General features: G+C 71.3%; 15 protein-coding genes and 1 pseudogene. 6 read left to right on the forward strand and 10 right to left on the reverse strand.

Translation table 11 applies throughout. The annotated features are described in order from the left end of the window. The first annotated feature begins 27 nt into the window (after positions 1-27). On the forward strand, positions 28-930 hold the full coding sequence (locus ACQ86M_RS15035) for a hypothetical protein (protein ID WP_431246021.1): 903 nt from the start codon (positions 28-30) through the stop codon (positions 928-930). A gap of 73 nt (positions 931-1,003) precedes the next feature. Here ACQ86M_RS15035 and ACQ86M_RS15040 read toward each other — a convergent pair whose 3' ends face one another. The 9 genes from ACQ86M_RS15040 to ACQ86M_RS15080 all read right to left on the reverse strand — a co-directional run bounded on the left by ACQ86M_RS15040 (position 1,004) and on the right by ACQ86M_RS15080 (position 9,125). After that, positions 1,004-1,969 (reverse strand): glycosyltransferase, encoded by a 966-nt coding sequence (locus ACQ86M_RS15040; protein ID WP_431219421.1) that lies wholly within the window; start codon positions 1,967-1,969, stop codon positions 1,004-1,006. Further along, complete coding sequence (locus ACQ86M_RS15045) at positions 1,966-2,619, reverse strand: hypothetical protein (protein WP_431219422.1); 654 nt, start codon at positions 2,617-2,619, stop codon at positions 1,966-1,968. Before ACQ86M_RS15045 ends, ACQ86M_RS15040 begins: the two co-directional genes overlap by 4 nt. Next, a complete protein-coding gene (locus ACQ86M_RS15050; RefSeq protein WP_431247897.1) occupies positions 2,612-2,935 on the reverse strand; it encodes a DUF6098 family protein in 324 nt (107 codons plus the stop codon). Before ACQ86M_RS15050 ends, ACQ86M_RS15045 begins: the two co-directional genes overlap by 8 nt. A gap of 105 nt (positions 2,936-3,040) precedes the next feature. After that, the gene (locus ACQ86M_RS15055; protein ID WP_431246022.1) at positions 3,041-3,523 is read right to left on the reverse strand and encodes a hypothetical protein; all 483 of its coding nucleotides are present in this window, start codon (positions 3,521-3,523) and stop codon (positions 3,041-3,043) included. Positions 3,524-3,604: 81 nt separating this feature from the next. Then, positions 3,605-3,919 (reverse strand): hypothetical protein, encoded by a 315-nt coding sequence (locus ACQ86M_RS15060; RefSeq protein WP_431246023.1) that lies wholly within the window; start codon positions 3,917-3,919, stop codon positions 3,605-3,607. A gap of 74 nt (positions 3,920-3,993) precedes the next feature. Then, positions 3,994-5,547: an FAD-dependent oxidoreductase gene (locus ACQ86M_RS15065; protein WP_431246024.1), complete on the reverse strand. Its 1,554-nt coding sequence runs from the start codon at positions 5,545-5,547 to the stop codon at positions 3,994-3,996. After that, the gene (locus ACQ86M_RS15070) at positions 5,544-6,818 is read right to left on the reverse strand and encodes a 6-phospho-beta-glucosidase (protein WP_431246025.1); all 1,275 of its coding nucleotides are present in this window, start codon (positions 6,816-6,818) and stop codon (positions 5,544-5,546) included. The genes ACQ86M_RS15065 and ACQ86M_RS15070 overlap by 4 nt, the downstream gene beginning before the upstream one ends. Beyond that, a complete protein-coding gene (locus ACQ86M_RS15075; RefSeq protein ID WP_431246026.1) occupies positions 6,815-7,837 on the reverse strand; it encodes a BadF/BadG/BcrA/BcrD ATPase family protein in 1,023 nt (340 codons plus the stop codon). The genes ACQ86M_RS15070 and ACQ86M_RS15075 overlap by 4 nt, the downstream gene beginning before the upstream one ends. 253 nt (positions 7,838-8,090) lie before the next feature. Further along, the gene (locus ACQ86M_RS15080; RefSeq protein WP_431246027.1) at positions 8,091-9,125 is read right to left on the reverse strand and encodes a LacI family DNA-binding transcriptional regulator; all 1,035 of its coding nucleotides are present in this window, start codon (positions 9,123-9,125) and stop codon (positions 8,091-8,093) included. 376 nt (positions 9,126-9,501) lie between these two features. Here ACQ86M_RS15080 and ACQ86M_RS15085 point away from each other — a divergent pair, with 376 nt between their 5' ends. The 3 genes from ACQ86M_RS15085 to ACQ86M_RS15095 all read left to right on the forward strand — a co-directional run bounded on the left by ACQ86M_RS15085 (position 9,502) and on the right by ACQ86M_RS15095 (position 12,861). Next, the gene (locus tag ACQ86M_RS15085; protein ID WP_431219429.1) at positions 9,502-10,470 is read left to right on the forward strand and encodes a carbohydrate ABC transporter permease; all 969 of its coding nucleotides are present in this window, start codon (positions 9,502-9,504) and stop codon (positions 10,468-10,470) included. After that, positions 10,470-11,441: a carbohydrate ABC transporter permease gene (locus ACQ86M_RS15090; RefSeq protein WP_431246028.1), complete on the forward strand. Its 972-nt coding sequence runs from the start codon at positions 10,470-10,472 to the stop codon at positions 11,439-11,441. Before ACQ86M_RS15085 ends, ACQ86M_RS15090 begins: the two co-directional genes overlap by 1 nt. Positions 11,442-11,574: 133 nt before the next feature. Beyond that, a complete protein-coding gene (locus ACQ86M_RS15095; RefSeq protein ID WP_431246029.1) occupies positions 11,575-12,861 on the forward strand; it encodes an MFS transporter in 1,287 nt (428 codons plus the stop codon). Positions 12,862-13,177: 316 nt separating this feature from the next. On the opposite strand, the gene ACQ86M_RS15100 is transcribed toward ACQ86M_RS15095, so the two are convergent. Then, positions 13,178-14,548 carry an ABC transporter substrate-binding protein gene (locus ACQ86M_RS15100; RefSeq protein WP_431246030.1) on the reverse strand — a complete coding sequence of 457 codons (1,371 nt, stop codon included), beginning with the start codon at positions 14,546-14,548 and terminating at the stop codon, positions 13,178-13,180. A gap of 262 nt (positions 14,549-14,810) precedes the next feature. On the opposite strand from ACQ86M_RS15100, the pseudogene ACQ86M_RS15105 reads away from it, so the two are divergent. Both ACQ86M_RS15105 and ACQ86M_RS15110 read left to right on the forward strand, forming a co-directional pair. Next, positions 14,811-15,203, forward strand: a pseudogene (locus ACQ86M_RS15105) (hypothetical protein); the annotation flags it as partial. 140 nt (positions 15,204-15,343) lie between these two features. Then, positions 15,344-17,071 carry a hypothetical protein gene (locus ACQ86M_RS15110; protein ID WP_431246031.1) on the forward strand — a complete coding sequence of 576 codons (1,728 nt, stop codon included), beginning with the start codon at positions 15,344-15,346 and terminating at the stop codon, positions 17,069-17,071. Positions 17,072-17,138 lie beyond the last annotated feature (67 nt).

Genomic DNA, 17,138 nt, shown 5'->3' on the forward strand with positions numbered 1-17,138 from the left:
GGCGGGGCCCCCGCGTACACTCGCGGCATGGACCTGCGGGATGTCGCCGGCGAGCTCTACGCCGCCGAGCCGGGCGACTTCATCGCCCGGCGCAACGCCGCCGCCGCTCAGGCCGACAAGCCCACCGCGAAGGAGATCAAGGCGCTGCGGAAGCCGTCGGCGTCGGCCGCTGCAATCAACGCACTCGTGCGCGAGCATCCGGATCTCATCGGCGACGTGCTCCAGATCGGCTCGCGGATGCGCGACGCCTTCGCCTCACGCGACCGGTCGGAGATCCGGTCGCTGACCCAGGAGCGGCAGCGGCTGCTGCAGCGGGCGACGGAGGGACTCGACCTCAGCCCCGCGGTGCAGCGCGAGGTGGAGGAGACCCTGCAGGCGGCGGTCATCGACCCGGCGGCCGCGGCGGCGGTGCGCAGCGGGATGCTGCTGCGCGCACTGGAGTCGACCGGGCTGGAGCAGGTCGACGTGTCGGAGGCTGTCGCTCTGCCCGTCGAGATCGAGGACTTCCCGGCGCCGACGCGGTCGCGGCGGAAGACGGCGGAGGCGCCGTCCGGCGCTCCGGCGCGGAAGGACGGCGGGACGGCGGACGAGGAGGCGGCGGAGTCTGCGGAGGGGCTGGAACCGCCCGCCGAACCGGTGGAGAGCGCAAGCGAACGTCGCGAGCGTGAGCGCCGCATCCGTGCCGCCGAGAAGGCCGTGGAACGCGCGCGGGCCGACGCGGACGCGCTCGACGACGAGCTCGACGAGACCGTCGACCGCCGGGGCGACCTGGAGGCCGAGCGCGACCGCCTGCAGCGGAAGCTCCAGCGGGTGGCGGACGACCTCACCGAGACGCGCGCCTCGGAGCGCGAGTTGCGCGGTCGCCTCAACGAGGCGCAGCACGCCCTCCGTGATGCGGAGCGCACCCTCCGCGACGCCCGCGACGACTGACCCCCGCGGAGATCTGTGCCGAATCGCGATTATGCGGCCGCGATAAGCGACATTTGTGCCAAATCGCGCCAGGTCAGGCGACCCAGCGGGTGAGCAGCGCATCCCAGTCCGCCTGGAACCGCCCCAGCCCGAACCGCTCGAGCGCCCACTCCCGCGCGCGCTCGCCGGCCTCCGCCCCCCGACCCGGGTCGTCGACGAACGCCCGGACGGCGTCATGCAGCTCCGTCACGTCGGTCGAGACCGCGCCGACGCCCGGAACCACGGCGCGCCGCGCATCCGTCGCGTCCAGGGCCACCACCGGCACCCCCGCCGTCATCGACTCCAGCAGCGCCAGCCCGAGCGACGTCCACCGGTTGGGATGCACGTACACGCGTCGCCGCCCCACCTCCTGGAACAGCCGCGGCGCCTCGATGTCGCCCGCGGCCACCACGCGGTCGGCGCCGACACCGAGCGCCTGCGCGAGGCCGTCCGCCTGCATGCCGAACACATCCACCGGCGCCACCGCGCTGAACCCGCCGAGCAGGTCGGACCCCGTCACCCGCCACCGGCGCACCGGCTCGTTGATGACCGCGGCCGCGCGCGGCAGCTCACCGGTGAAGAAGTTGCCGTAGTCCACCACGCCGTGCTCGATCACCGCGGTGCGGGTCGCGCCGGTGTCCCAGAACAGCGCGTTGAAGTGCGTCACGTGCGCGATGATCAGGTCGTCGCGATCGGCGAGCGGATGCCGGGAGTTCGGCACCCCCTGCTGCGGCGTGTTGTGCTCGACGAAGATGACGGGCACGTCGATGCCGGGCTTGCGCCCGGTCAGCCGCTCGACCAGCTCGAACTCCTCCAGCCGCTGCAGCACGACCGCGTCGAACGGTGTGGACGCGAGCTCCGCCTCCGGCACATCCACGACGTTCGCGGGCCACGGCCGAGCGCCGACGCCGCCCTCGCCCGCCGCATCCACCGGCAGCAGGTACGTGTGCCGGCCGCGCACGAACGCGTCCATCCAGCCGCCGTGGACCTGCCAGACCAGCAGCCGCAGAGCGCGGCTCACAGCTGCGTCCCGGAGCCGGGGTGTCCCAGCTCCAGCGGACCCGTCAGCGGCGCCGGCTCCTGCTCCTGCCCGGCCGCGACGCCCGCGTGGGTGTGCCCCGCGACGCCGTGCGCCGCCGTGTGCGGCTCCTTCTGCGGGCACAGCTTTCCGCAGTACGAGCAGATGTAACCGTCGCCGAGCTGCGCCTCGCCGTGCAGGCGGTACTCCAGCACCTCGTCCAGGGACTCCAGCGCGAACTCCACGAACGCCGGGCGCTCCAGCGAGGGGATGGGCACCCGCATCCGCTCGAACGGCCGGCCCTCGTCGTCCAGCGGCACCCACAGCTTCTCCGGATTGGGCCCGAAGATCGACCCCGCCTTGTCCACCCGCGCCGGCCGGTGGTCGCCGCGGACGTGCAGGATGTGCCCCGCCCGGATCATGTCGCGCGGCAGCGCCTGGTACATCTCGGGCACCCCGTACGCGATCGTTCCCCGGCGCAGCCGCGAGAACCCCTCCTCGGAGTCGTCGCCCATCACCACGAACGGCGGCGCCTCCGGGCGGCGCAGCAGGATGGCCGTGCCGCCGGACGGACCGTCGGAGATGAGCTGCAGCACCGCGGTCGCGTCCACGCGCGACGCGGTGCCCCGGCCTTCGACGTACTGCTCAGGCATGCGCCACCGACACCAGCTCCGCCTCGCGACGCCCGAGCTCGGCGTCGAACCGCGCGCCCCAGACTCTGTCGGCCTGCTCGATCAGGCACTCGGCCAGACGGCCGACCACCTCGACATCCGCGATCAGCGCCTCGCCGTCGGCAGCGTGCCCCACCTCGCGCCCGCGCAGCAACCAGGCGAAGCGCTCCGGCCGGGAACCGTCCTGCGGCGCATGCCGCGGCGCGGGCAGCCGGCTGATCTGGCGCGCGACCCACTCGGCGCGGGGCAGCGTCCACCACGGCTCGGGGTCGAGAGGATGCGCGGCCAGGCCGGGCAGGGGAGGCCGCTCTCCGCGTCCACGGACCCGGCCTCGAGGTCCGGCCCGTAGCCGGCGGAGAAGCGGACGTACAGTCCGGGACCGTCGGCGAGCAGCGCCTCGACCTCAGAGAGCTGATAGAGCACGGGAACCTCCGGTGGGAAGAGCGCCGCCGGACTCGGCCACGCGATAGCGGCACTCCATCCGGGTGCGCGACACGAGTTCGAACTCGTGCCAGGACGGCCGATCCAGCGACGGGACGGGCACGCTGATGTGCTGCGGGGCCTCGCCGTCGTCGTCCAGCGGCACGAAGACGACCACGTCCGACGCGCCGAAGACGGACGCCGAGCAGGCGAACCGCGCCTGCACGTGCCGGTCGGACGACACCACGACGGCGGGATCGGACTCCACCGGGAAGTCGTCCCGGTGCTGTTCGCGGTAGGGCTCGCCGAGACCGTGGACGCCCGGACCCCGGCGCATCCGCACGAACAGGTCGCGGCCGCCGAAGACGTCCAGCCGCAACGAGGAGGGGACCGGACCGTCGACCAGCACGGCGACCGGCGTCCGGGCGCGGCGGGGCAGCATCATGAGCACCGCAGTCGCCGTCATATCGCCCATGCAAGCAAAGCTAAGGCGCTCGCACCCCGAAAAGCAGGGGATTGACGAACCCTCCGAACGGTGCAGCCGGGGTCAGGGGATGTGACGCGAGACCTCGTCCTCGGGCATGATCACCATGCCGCCGGTGCGCTGCGAGGTGTGCATGAGCGCCTCCAGCCACTGCGGGTTGATGGCCGGGGGACGGCTGCCGCTGAACTGGAAGGCGAGCGGGACCTCGCGGCTGATCCAGAGGGAGACGCGGCCCGAGCCCTGCTCGACCGGCACATCCCAGTTCAGAAGGAAACTCTCGTGCCGGCGGAGCTTGGCGACGATCGCGAGCTTGACGTGGCTGAGCACGCGGTCGTCGAGGTCGTACTCCTGGCCCGCTCCGTAGACGAGTTTTCCCATGCCTTCATAGTGCCCTAACGGAGGCACCGAATTCCTGTCATGTCAGGGGGATTGACACCGGTACCACTCCGTGGTTATGCGACCTGGAGCCGCTGCCCACCCGCCCGTAGGCGGTCGGTGAGGAGGCCGAGCGGCACATCCTGCACCGGCCGTCCCGCCGAGGCAGCGAGCGCCGCCGCGACCCCGGCGGCCTGGCCGAGCATCATGTACTGCGGCTCCATGCGAACGGACGCGAAGGCGACCGCGGACGCCGAGAGACAGACCGGCACCAGGAGGTTCGCCGCATCCTCCCGCTTCGGGGTGAGGGCAGCGTACGGGATGCCGTAGACGGGCACCGGCACGGAGAGGTACCCCTCGGTGAAGACGGTGCCGATGGGCTCGGGATGCTCGTACACCCACCGCCACACGCGCTGCACCTCGCGCACGTCGATGTGGTACGACCCGAGGGCCACCGTGTCGGCGGGGACGACTCCCGCCAGAAGGTCGTGCTCGGTCAGCACCCGTTCGCCGACCATCCGCCGCGCCTCGCGCACGTACAGCTGGTGGGGCAGATGCCCGGTGTCGGCGAACTCGCCGCGCGGCAGACCCCACCGCGACAGCTCCTGCCGGATCGTCCGCGGGACATCGGCGTCATGCGAGAGGAAGTACAGGAAGCCGCGGGTGTGCGACTCGTGGTGCCGGCGGAGCTCCTCCCGCCGCTGCGGGGAGGCGTCGGGGTACTCCCACGCCGAGCCGTCGAGCACGCTCAGCGACAGGGGCCCCAGCGAGTTGCCGTCCGCCATGCCGCCGGGGAGGTTCGGCTCGAGGCCGAGCATCCCACCGGCCTGGCGCTCGACGCCCGCGCGGCGGTCGCGGTCGAACAAGCGGCGGGCGAGCTCCCAGTACTCCTCGTCGTAGTCGGCGGGGCGCTCGAACGGGATGCGGTCGGCCGCGGTCGTCAGGCACACGCGGTGGCCGTACGACATGACGCCGCCGTCGCCCTCGCCCACTGCGGCGAGCGGGCGGTCGTGCAACTGGGCGAGGATGCGTCCCGGCGATCGGCCCATCGCGTCGCCGGCGAACGGCGAGACCCACGGCGGCATGTTGTGCATCCCGGGCACGAGCTCCTGGCGGCCGGCGAAGCGCTCGCCGTACAGCTCGCGGCCTTCGCGTCCCACCCGGTACGGCACGCCCGCCCCGGCCAGCAGATCGCCTTCATAGCTCGCGTCGACGAAGACCGCGGCCTCGATCCGTTCGCCGCCGGTCACCGTGACGGAGCGCAGATCCCGGCCGTCGCGACCCTCAGCGGCCTCGACGGCGGTCAGCGCGGCGTCGAAGACGACGTCGACGCCCGCCTGTTCCAGCCAGCGCCGGAAGATCGCCTCTGCCACGTGAGGCTCCGGACCGGCGTAATGCCCGGGAGCGGTGCCGTAATGGTCGGCGATGTCGGACCGCAGGCGGGCGGCCGCCCCGCCGAGCGCGCGCACGTCACCCACGTCGGTGTACCCCAGGCCGCCGGAGGTCATGCCGCCCAGGTGGCGCCCGGGCTCGACGAGCACGACCCGCGCGCCGGCCCCCGCCGCGGCCGTCGCTGCCGCGACACCGGCGGACGTCGCGCCGTACACCACGACGTCGGCGAAGCGGGTCATGCGCCCGCGTTCGGAGCGAACTGCGGCAGCAGGTCGGCCCCGGTCTCGAACAGGCCCCGCTCCAGTGCGGTCACGAGATCCCACTGGCCGACGAGGGGATGCGCGAGCAGCGCCATCCGCACCAGCCGCCGGTCGCCCGTCACCGCCGCGCGGGCGGCGAGCCGCTCGTACGCGCTGACGTGCTGGATCAGCCCCAGAAGCTCGGGCGCGACCGGCTCCTGCGGCAGCGGAGTCGCACCGGACGCATCCACCCGGCACAGGGTCTCGATCACGTCGTCGTCGGCCAGGCCCGCGATCAGGCCGTTGTTGCGGACGTTGACGACGTGGTTGTCGCCCGTCCCGGCCACCAGGGAGGCGAGGAGCGCGGTGGCCGCCTCGCTGTAGAAGGCGCCTCCACGTGCCTCCAGCTGCGGCGGCTTGGTGTCCACGGCCGGATCCGCGTACAGCTCGAGGAGCTCGCGCTCCACGTCGGCGACCACCGTCGCGCGCGGAGTGGATGTGTTCATCTCGGTCACCGTCGCATCGTGCGCGTAGTAGTACTTCAGGTAGTACGAGGGCAGCACGCCGAGGTCGCGGATGAGCTCGCCCGTGACGCCGCCGCGGCGCCCGAGCTCGTCGGAGCGGTCGGCGATCATGCCGGGCAGCACATCCACCCCGTCGACCCGGATGCTGCGCACCCACGACAGATGGTTCAGCCCGACGGGGTACACCTCGACACGGCGCGGCTCCACGCCGTGCTCGCGGGCGATCCAGCGCTGCACCCCGATCGCGAAGTTGCACAGCCCGATCGCCTTGTGTCCGTCGTCCAGCAGCGCCCGGGTGTTGATGCCGACCGGGTTCGTGAAGTCCACGATCCACGCGTCCGGGTTCGCCCGCTCGCGCGCCTCCCGGGCGATGTCGAGCACCACCGGCACGGTGCGCAAGGCCTTCGCGAGCCCGCCCGCGCCGGTCGTCTCCTGGCCGACGCATCCACACGCGAGCGGGAAGAGCTCGTCCTGGAGCCTCGCCTTCTGGCCGCCGACCCGCAACTGGATGAGGACCGCGTCCGCCCCCTCGATCGCCGCCGTGCGGTCGGTCGTGAGGGTGACCGGGACGTCGGCGCCCTGACGGGCCAGCATCCGGCGCACCATGCCGCCGACGATCTCGAGGCGAGGGCCGTCCACATCCATGAGCCACAGCTCGTCGACCGTGAGACGCTCGCGCTCGTTCCACAGGCCCGAGACGAGCTCGGGCGTGTACGTGGAGCCGGCGCCGATGACGGTGATCTTCATGCGGATCCTTTCGGGGTCGCGTGCGGGGGTGTCTGGGCGGCGGGCGCGGCGGCGGGGGCGGCGTCGCGCCCGCGGAGTGCGCGGACCAGGCCGTCGACCGGGCGGAACTCCAGCGGCCGCGGGTCGAAGCCGCGCTCGTGCAGCCCGGCGGCGACGGCCTCGCGGAAGCCGGGGTCGCCGAAGAGGCCGCCCGCCAGCACGGCCGGGGTGCCGGGCGGGATGGATGCGTCGGCTCCCCAGGCGGCGCGCGTCACGACGTCGGCGAGGCGCAGCGCCTCGTCGGCGGCACGGGCGACGAGGTCCGCGGCCACGGCGTCTCCCTCGGACGCGGCGCGTGCGACCGTGGCGGCCAGGGCGCCGACCTGCCGCATGCTCGTTCGGCCGTCGCGGATCGCCCGGGCGAGTCCCACCGTATCGGCGGCCCCCGTCTCGGCGAGCACCAGCGGCAGGAGCGACGTCGCCGGGCCACGCCCGTCCTCCGCTCGCGCGGCGGCCCGGACCGCCTCGCGGCCGAGCTCGTCGCCGCCACCCCAGTCGCCGCTCGCCCAGCCGAGCGCAGGAACCGTGGCCACGCCGCGGGGCCCGCGCGCCACCGCGTTGAGCCCGGCGCCGCACACGATCGCGACCGCGCTTCCGGCGCCCCCGCCCGCCTCCAACACGGCTACGGCGTCGCCGACGACATCCACCTCGGCGTTCGGGAACAGTTCGGACAGCGCAGCGCGGTGCGCCGCCTCGTCGCCGGGGAAGTCGAGCCCGGCGACGGCCGCGGAGACCCGCCGTGCGGCCCGCGGGTCGAAGCCGCCCTCGGCGAGAAGCGCCGAGACCGCCACCACGACCGCCTCGGGACCGGCGCCGCTTCCGGCGCCGATCGCGCGCCACCGCTCGGCGAACCCGCCCGCCGCGCGCTCGAGCACGACGACCTCCGTCTTGGAGTTGCCGCCGTCGATCGCGACGGCCAGCCCCGGGTCGGCCTGTGGGTTCGTGGATGTGTTCAGCGTCGGTCCTCTCGCCGCGCCCATCCTGCCGCAAACGTGGGATCGTTTCCACCCCGGTGTCGTGAGTCGTGACTAGACGCGTGAATCCGCGCCCAGTCGCGACATCATGTCACCACTCGGCGGGCAGCGCAGGGCACCGCGGCGCCCGCTGCGCGCGCGACGAGCGCCGAGTCGTGAGTAAACGCGCGAATCCGCGCCGAGTCGCGACATGATGTCGCTACTCGGCGGGCAGGCCAGCGCACGCAGGGCCGCGCAGCGGACGGAGGCGCGCGACCCGCTACAGCGCCCGCGGCGCGGCGGTCGAGCCGCGCGGGAGCACCTGCGCCTCCAGCACCGTCGTGTGCGGGTCCGCCGCCGGGGCCTTCAGCCGCTCGAGCAGGCGGGCGAGCGCCGTCTCGCCGAGCGACACCGCATCCTGGGCGACCGCCGTGATGCCGGGGCTCACCATGCTCATCCACTCGGAGTCGTCGAACGAGACGACGCTCACATCCTCCGGGATGCGGAGCCCCAGGTCGTTCGTCGCCCGCCACACGCCCTCGGCGAGCAGGTTGTTCGCGGCGAAGATGGCCGTCGGGTGATCCCGGCGGGCCAGGATGTCGATGGCGGCCTTGCGGGCGCCGTCCGCGTCCCATCCGGTCGAGATCACGAGCGACGGGTCCGCCGGGATGCCGGAACCCTCCAGCGAGCGGCGGTAGCCGGCGGCGCGCTCTCCGCCGGTCGTCCACGTCGTCTCGTCGATGAACAGCGCGATGCGGCGGTGACCGAGGTCGATCAGGTGGTCGGTCATCCGCTTGGCCACGCCCGCGTTGTCCACGATGACCGCGTCGCAGCGTCCGGCCGAGAACTGCCGGTCCGCCTCGATGACGGGGATGTGCTGACGCATCAGGTACTCGGAGACGTCGCCCGACAGCGGGGTCACGATCACCCCGGCGACACGCGTCGCGACGAACGCGCGCGCCGCATCCATCTCGGCCTCGGTCGAGCCCTGGTCGTCGACGAGCATCATCGTGTAGCCCTCGCGGCGCGCCCGGGCGGCGATGCCCGCGGCGAGGTCGGCGTAGAAGGCGTTGCGGAGGTCGGAGACGAGGACGCCGATCGTGCGGCTGTCCTGCTTACGGAGGCTTCGGGCCATGGCGTGCGGCACGTAGCCGAGCGACTCCGCCGCCGCCAGGACGCGCTCGCGCACGCCCGCAGCGACGTATCCTTCACCGCTCAGGGCGCGCGACGTCGTCGACTGCGACACCCCCGCCGCCAGCGCGACATCCTTCAGCGTCGCGCGGCGTGGAGCCCCCTCCGCGTCGTTCTCGATCATGGCACCTCTCCCCCGGGCGCCTCAGCGCCGGTCGCCCCGGCGAAGTCCACCCTAATGGTCGCCGGAGCCTCCCTGCTCCCACCCATCCGGAGGGCGCACCGCTCCCCCGTGACTGTGAGCCCCCGCAGGTGTACCGTGCGCTGCACACAGGCAGATCCCCCGCCGGGCACCGCCCACATAGCCGCATACGGGTCGCCCGAGCAGGCCCGCCCCGCCCGGGAATGATCTGGGCGCGGTTGCATGGCCCGCTCGGGAGGACTTATAGTCGCTGCTATGTGGTAACGATGCCACACCGCGCCGACGAAGGCGGGGGACGGATCGAAAGGGTGGCGATGAGGATCACCGAGCTCGATGACGCGACACGGGGAGGCCGCTGATGGCCGTCCTCACTGATGCGTCACGCGGCAAGACCCGAACGGATGACCGCAAGCCGGCCAAGAAGCGGGCCTCCAAGTACAACCGGCGGGAGGCGATCGCGGGCTACCTCTTCATCAGCCCGTGGATCATCGGCTTCCTGGTGTTCACGCTCGGAGCGATGCTGTACAGCCTCTACATCTCGTTCAGCAACTATAATCTCGCGACGAACAGCGCCAGCCCGGCCGGTTTCGACAACTACTCCGAGCTGTTCAACGACCCGAAGGTCGCGCTCTCGCTCGGCAACACACTGTTCTACGCGGTGATGGCCGTCCCGCTGGAGATCATCTTCGCGCTGCTGCTCGCCCTCCTCCTCAACTGGGTGGGACGCGGCGCCGGCGTCTTCCGCACCATCTACTACCTGCCGAAGATGACGCCCGCGGTGGCCACCGCATCCATCTTCCTGCTGCTGCTGAACGGCAACACGGGCGCGATCAACCGCTTCCTGGCGCTGTTCGGGATCGAGGGCCCGCAGTGGCTGATCGACCCGAACTGGGTGAAGCCGTCCATCGTGCTCATGACCCTCTGGGGCGTCAGCGGCACGATGGTCATCTTCCTGGCGGCGCTCAAGAACGTCCCGCAGGACCTCTACGAGGTGGCGTCGCTGGACGGGGCGGGTCCGATCCGCAAGTTCTTCACGATCACCATCCCGATGATCTCCCCGGCCATCTTCTTCAACGTGGTGGTGCTCACCATCGCGGCGTTGCAGGTGTTCGACCAGGCCTACCTGCTGTTCTGGCGAGATCAGACGAACGCGTCGCCCGACTCGTCGTTGTTCTACGGGGTCTACCTCTTCCAGCAGGCCTTCCGGCAGTTCAACTTCGGCTTCGCCGCCGCGATGGCCTGGCTGCTGTTCGTGATCATCCTCCTGATCACGCTCGTGCAGGTGAAGGTCAGCAACCGCCTCGTCTACTACGAAGGAGACAAGTGATGTCGTCAGCGACCCAGTCCGCTCCGGCCGCGGCGCCGCTCGCCTCCGAGCTCCAGGCCGCCGAGGCCCAGACCGGCAAGACCCCCGGCAAGGGCGGCGACAGGCCGGTCGGCAACCGGTGGTACAAGCCCAAGTCGATCGTCGGCAAGACCCTGCTGTGGATCCTCGCCATTGGCTTCACCCTGCTGTTCCTGTACCCGTTCGCGTGGCTGCTGGCCGCGAGCCTCAAGCCTCGGCAGGAGGTCTTCGACAACTCCCTGTGGCCGAAGACGTTCACTCCGCAGAACTACGTCGAGGTCTGGAACCAGCTCCCGCTGATGTCGTGGATCGGCAACAGCGTCATCATCGCCATCCTCGCCGCCGGCCTGGTCGCCATCTCGAGCTCGATCGTCGCGTTCGGCTTCGCGTACTTCAAGTTCCCGGGCCGCACCCTGCTGTTCGGCCTGGTGCTGGCGACGATGATGCTGCCCGGTGCGGTGACGATGGTGCCCCAGTACCTCATCTGGAAGAACCTCGGACTGATCGGCACGTGGATCCCGCTGTTCGGCATGAACCTGTTCGGGTCGGCGTTCTACATCTTCCTGCAGAGGCAGTTCTTCATGGGGCTGCCCCGTGAGCTGTTCGAGGCCGCCCGTCTCGACGGCGCCAGCTACTGGAGGCTGTTCACCAAGATCGCGATGCCGCTCAGCATCCCCTCGTTCATCATCATCTTCCTGTTCGAGTTCCAGGCCAGCTGGAACAACCTGCAGGCGGCGCTGATCTACCTGAACGCGGGAGGCGTCGACGGCTTCACCGTCCCGCTCGGCATCTCGTACGCGATGACGACCTTCAGCCCGACGAACGGCGGACACGGCGACTACCAGTTCGTGATGGTGGCTGCACTCATCGTGACGCTGCCCATGCTGCTGCTGTTCGGATTCGGCCAGCGGTACTTCATCGAGGGTGTGGCGACGCAGGGCCGAAAGGGCTGATCGGCACCCCGGACACCGGGCGCGGGTGGACTTCGGTCCCCGCGCCCGGTAACGTTCTAACCCCCTAGCGACGATCTCCGGGTCGAGCCGGCGGGTGGGAGGACCACCCGTTCCGATTCGAAAGGCCCCCGTCGTGACCTCCTCTTCTTCGTCTCCTGACTCTTCTGCCGCGCTGTTCGCGTCGCGCGACTTCCGTCTGCTGCTCGCCGGGCAGACGACCAGCCAGCTCGGCGCCCAGATCTCCGGGGTGGCGCTCCCGCTGCTCGCGGTGGTGACCCTGCACGCGACCGCTTTCGAGGTGGGTCTGCTGGGCGCCGCATCCACCATCGCCTTCGCGGTGCTCGGCCTGCCCGCGGGCGCGTGGGTCGACCGGGTGCGACGGCGTCCGCTCCTCGTCGCCTCGGATGCCGTGCGCTCGGTCCTGCTGGCGACCATCCCCCTCGCGGCCGTGTTCGGCATCCTGACGATGGGGCAGCTGCTGCTCGTGTCTCTGCTGGCCGGGGTGGCCCGGGTGTTCTTCGACGTCGCCTACCGCAGCTATCTTCCGGCCGTGATCGGCCGCGAGCGGGTGCTCGCCGGCAACTCGTCGCTCGAGTTCGTGCGCGCATCCGGCCAGGTCGCCGGTCCTGCGCTGGGCGGCATCCTCGTGACATTGATCGGCGCGGCGTCCGTGCTGGTTGTCCAGGCCGGGACGTTCGTTGTGTCTGCGCTGTGCCTGATCGGGATCAGGGCCCGGGAGGATGCGCCGACGGCGCACGCGGACGGCCGTCGGCGGCGCATGCGCAGTGAGATCGCAGAAGGACTGGGGTTCGTGTTCCGCTCGCGCGTGCTGCGCGCCACGGCCGTGGCGAGCGCACTGAGCAACTTCTCGTTCGCGATCGCATCGGCGGTGAACATGGTGTTCCTGTCGCGGACCCTCGGCCTCTCGCCGGCGCTGATCGGCATCGTGATCGCAGTCGGGTCGGTGACAGTGATGATCGGCGCGGCGTTCACCACGCGGCTCTCCCGTGCGGTGGGGTCGGTGCGGATCGTCTGGCTGTCGCTGGCCGTGACGGCGCCCCTGTCGCTGCTGGGGGCCTTCGCCCAGCCCGGATGGTGGACGCTGCTCATCGTCCTCGGCATCGCCGCCGGCGAATTCGGGCAGATCGTGTACGCGATCACGCAGGTGAGCGTGCGCCAGCAGGTCTGCCCGGACCGCATCCTGGGCCGCGTCAACGCCACGATGCAGGTGGTCGTCATGGGCCTGTTCCCGGTCGGCGCGATCGTCGGAGGACTGCTCGGGGACGCGATCGGTGCGCGCTGGACGCTGATCGTCGCGGGCGGACTGCTGCTTGCGTGCCCCGCGGTGCTGTGGGCGGCGCTGCGCGGACGGCGCGAGGTGGCGGACCTGCCGGAGGCGGCCGCCGTCGCCCGCGGCTGAGGCGCGGGATCCTCCGAAGCGCCAGCGCCCAGCGCCGGCTCGGGCGCCGAGAGGTGAGTAGACGCCCAAATCCAGCTCCAGTGGCGACATCTGCTCACCACTCGGCGGGACGGCCCGCCCTGCGGCCGCCAAGGCGCGAAGCGCCCGCATCGCGAAACGTGAGTAGATGCGCCAATCCGCGCCGAGTAGCGACATCTGCTCACCACTCGGCGCGGACGCAGACGGACGGCGCCTGCCCCGCCGCGGCGCAGCGCCGCCCCGGCGCACGCAGAAGGGGCGGTCTCCCGAAGGAGACCGCCCCGTATTGCGAGCGACGTTACTTGCTGCTCTTGGTGGCCTGGTCGTACGCCTTCATGGCCGAGGCCTGGGCCTGCTTCAGGGCCTCGCTGGCCGACGCGTTGCCCAGAAGGTACTTCTGGATCGCGTTCTGCAGCTCGGTCTGGATCTGCTGGCCGGCCGGCGAAGCGCCGAACGACTTGCCACTGCCGACGACGTCGTAGTAGGTCGAGATCGCCTTGTCGAAGCCCGCGTTGCCGGACGGCTTCACGTACTTCTCACGGAGCGTCTTGTCGGCCTCCGGCGAACCGGTGAAGAGACCGGTGTTGATCGCACCCGGGGTCTTCTCGATCGTCTTGGCACGGGCGGCGCCAGCAGCCTCCCACGCCTTGAGGCTGGTCAGGTTGAGCGCCCAGGCGCACGCGGCGTCCTTGTTCTTGGCACCGGTCGGGATGACGAACGACGTGCCGGAGGCGACGGTGAACGGCTGGCCCGAGTTGTCCTTGAACGGCACGGCGCCGATGTCGACCTTGTCGACGAACGGGGTCAGCACGTTGACGTACCACTGGGCGTTGACCTCAGCGCCGACCTGGTCCTTCACGTACTGGTTGTTCTCGCCGAAGAAGTCGAAGGAGTCGGTGAAGCTCTTCATCTTCGCGTAGCCGCCCTGGGCGTCCGCGATCTGCTTCAGGATCTCCAGACCCTTCTCGTTCTTGGGGTCGTCGAGGGTCGGCTTGCCGTCGGAGCCGATGACCTGGCCGCCGTTGGCGAGCAGCCACAGGCCCGCCTGGCCGCTGGCCTGCGGGTCGAAGCCGAGCACGGACGGGTTGCCGCCCGAGGCCTTGTACATCTTCTTGACCGCGGCAACGAGCTGCTCCGGCTTGGAGGTGTCGATGTCGGCGTCGGTGACCCCGGCCGCCTTCATGACGCGCTCGTTGGTGATGATCGCCGGCGGCTGGTAGAACTGCGGCACCGCGTAGATCTTGCTCTTGTAGGTGATGTCGTCCATGACCGAGCCGTAGTACTGCTTCTGCGGGTCGACGTTGTGCACCGAATAGCACTGGTCGAGCGGCTGGATGAGGCCCTGCGCCGCGTAGGTGGCGACGAACTGGCGGTCCATCTGCACGACATCCGGCACGTTGCCGCCGGCGACGCGGGTGGTGAACTTCTGCGCGTCGAACGGCGTCTGGTCGATCTTGATCGTGACGTCCTTGAGCTGGCTCTTGGCGTAGTCGATTCGGGAGGTGCCGACCTCGTCGGCGTTGTCGAAGCCCCAGGCGTTCAGGCTGCCCTTGGCGTCCTTCGAGAAGTTCCCGCCGGAGGAGCTGCCGCCGCTGGAGCTGCATCCGGCGAGGAGCGCCACCGACGCGGTGATGGCCAGCGCGGCGAGGGCGGTGTGCCTCTTGTTCATCTGATTTCCCTTCAGTGGTGTCGCAGCGGGCGTCCTCGCCCGAGCGAAGAGGTACGGGATCCCCTACTGCCGGGGTTCAGAGGCGACAGTATGGAAACCTTCCCACATCGCACGCTAATGCAGCGGCGTGGCTCTTCACAAGGGGACCGGGTACACGGAGCCGGTTTTCGTTACTTGATCGTTTCTTACGCTTGAACGGGGCGCTTCTCAAGTCCTAGGGTCGTATGGCAACGATGCCATATCGACTTCGAGGAAGGCCCTGATGCCCCGCATCCGACGTTTGCTGCTGCTCGGTCACACCCACCACGACGTGGGGTACACCAACAGCCCCCGGATCATCGACGGGATGCACGCCCGCATCGTGCGCGAAGTGCTGCGCCTGGCCGACGAGGACACGACGACCCCCGACGCGCCGGACCGCTTCCGCTGGACGTTCGAGGTCGCCCGGCCCGTGCTGAACTTCCTCCGCGACGCTGCCCCGGCGGAGGTCGCACGCCTCCGCGAGCTCGTCGCCGACGGCACGCTGGCCGTCACCGGCGGCTACCTCAACATGACGCAGCTGCCCGACCTCCCGGAGTTCGAGGCGGGCTACCGCCCGCTCGGCCGCCTCCGCGACGCCGGCATCCCGATCCGCACCGAGCAGCACGGCGACGTGAACGGCATCGCCTGGGGTGTGGCCGACGCCATGCTGGATGCCGGCGTCGACCGGCTCGTCATGGCGCTCAACCCGGACCACGGGCGGGCGCCGCTCGAGCAGCCGAGCGCTTCTGGTGGGAGGCGCCGTCCGGGCGCTGCGTGTTCACGCTGCTCTCGACGCATTACGGCTTCGGCGAGGAGTGGGGCATCGTCGACGGGGATGCGGAGCTCGCCGAGCGCAGCATCCTCGAGTTCGTGGAACGCCTGGACGCGCGCGACGACTACCCGTTCGACACGGCGGTCGTCCACGCGGGCAACGACAACCGCTGGCCGACGGCGCTGTTCACGCAGGTCGTGGGCTACTGGAACGAGCGTCATCCCGACCGCCCGATGCAGACCGCCACGATCGACACGGCGGTGGATGCGCTGCTCGCGCAGGCCCCGGACGACCTGCCCGCGCTCCGCGGCGAGTGGGCGGACTGGTGGTCGCACGGCCACGGCTCGACGGCTCGGGAGGTCGCCGTGTACCGCGAGGCGCGGCGGTTCGCCCGGTCGGCACGCGAGGCCTTCGCGCTGGCGCAGGAGCGCGGCGAGGGGCGGCCGGCGCTTGCGACCGTGCTCGGATACCGCCGCGGCCCGGTGCGCCTCCGCGACGATGCCGAGCTCGCGGAGGCCTTCGACCGCGTGGACGAGGAACTGCTCCTCTTCGGCGAGCACACCTGGGGCTCGTGGGAGACCTACTCCAAGCCGCACTCGCACTTCAGCCACTCCCACTGGAACGCCAAGGCCGGCTTCGCCTACGGCGCCTGGGACCTGGCCCGCGATCTGAACGTGGAGGCGCTGTTCCGCCTGGCCGCGTCGGGCGCGCATCCCAGGGCGGCGGAGGGCGTGCTGGTCGCCAACCTGGACGACCGGCCGCGCAGGGAGGCGGTGGAGGCCGAGGTCGGCGGCTCCCGCCGGGTGACGCTGGTCGCCGACCTCCCGGCGCGATCGGCGGCCGTGCTGCCGGCCCCGGGCCCGGAGCCGGAGCCGGAGGAGCGCGCCACCGTCGAGGCGGGGCGCTTCCGCGCGACCGTCGACCCGGCGCGCGGCGGCGTCGTGTCCCTGCTCGATCTCGCGACCGGACGTGAGCTGGTGGACGCCGCGACCGCCCACGGCTTGGGCGCGATCGTGACGGAGTCGGTCGCCGAGGCCGCGCGGTCGCACGCGATCTTCGCGGACCCGAAGAACTTCAACCCCGGTTTCCCCGGGCCCGCATTCGACCGGATGCACGCCCGCTCCGACGCCGCCCCGCGCGTGATCGGGACGGAGACCTACGCGCGCATCCAGTGGACGAGCCGGCTCGACGGCGCGCTGGAGGCGACGCACACGCTGACCCTGTTCCGCGACCTCGACGACATCGAGCTGGCTGTGCAGATCGCGAAGCCGGAGCGGTTCGGCCCCGAGAGCGTGTTCGTCGCGTTCCCCTTCGCCGTGGCCGATCCCGAGTTCCTGCTGGAGACGGCCGGCGCCGTCTTCGCCGCGGAGACCGAGCAGCTGCCCGACACCTCGAAGGACTGGTACTCCATCCAGCACGCCGTCGGGGTCCGCGGGGGCGATCACGCCGTCCTGTGGGCGTCGATGGATGCGCCACTCGTCCAGCTGGGCGGCTTCCACACCGGCGAGTGGGCGCGGACGCTCGACGCCCCGGCCGGGCACGTCAACAGCTGGGTGATGAACAACCTCCACTTCACGAACTTCCAGGCACGGCAGGAGTTCACCGGGACCTTGCGCTACCGGTTCCGTCCGGCCGCACCCACCGGCCTGCGGGAGGCGGTCGCCTCGTATGGAGCCGCCGCCGCCCTGCCGGTGCAGGCACGGTCTTATGCCGGGCCGCTGGGTCGCTGAGGCCGGTCGGCCCCACCGCCGCGCCGAGCCTGGGAAACGGCTCAGAAGGGGGCCGAACCCGCATCCG

This window comes from Leifsonia xyli subsp. cynodontis (assembly GCF_050632205.1).
Taxonomy (GTDB): Bacteria; Actinomycetota; Actinomycetes; order Actinomycetales; family Microbacteriaceae; genus Leifsonia; species Leifsonia xyli_D.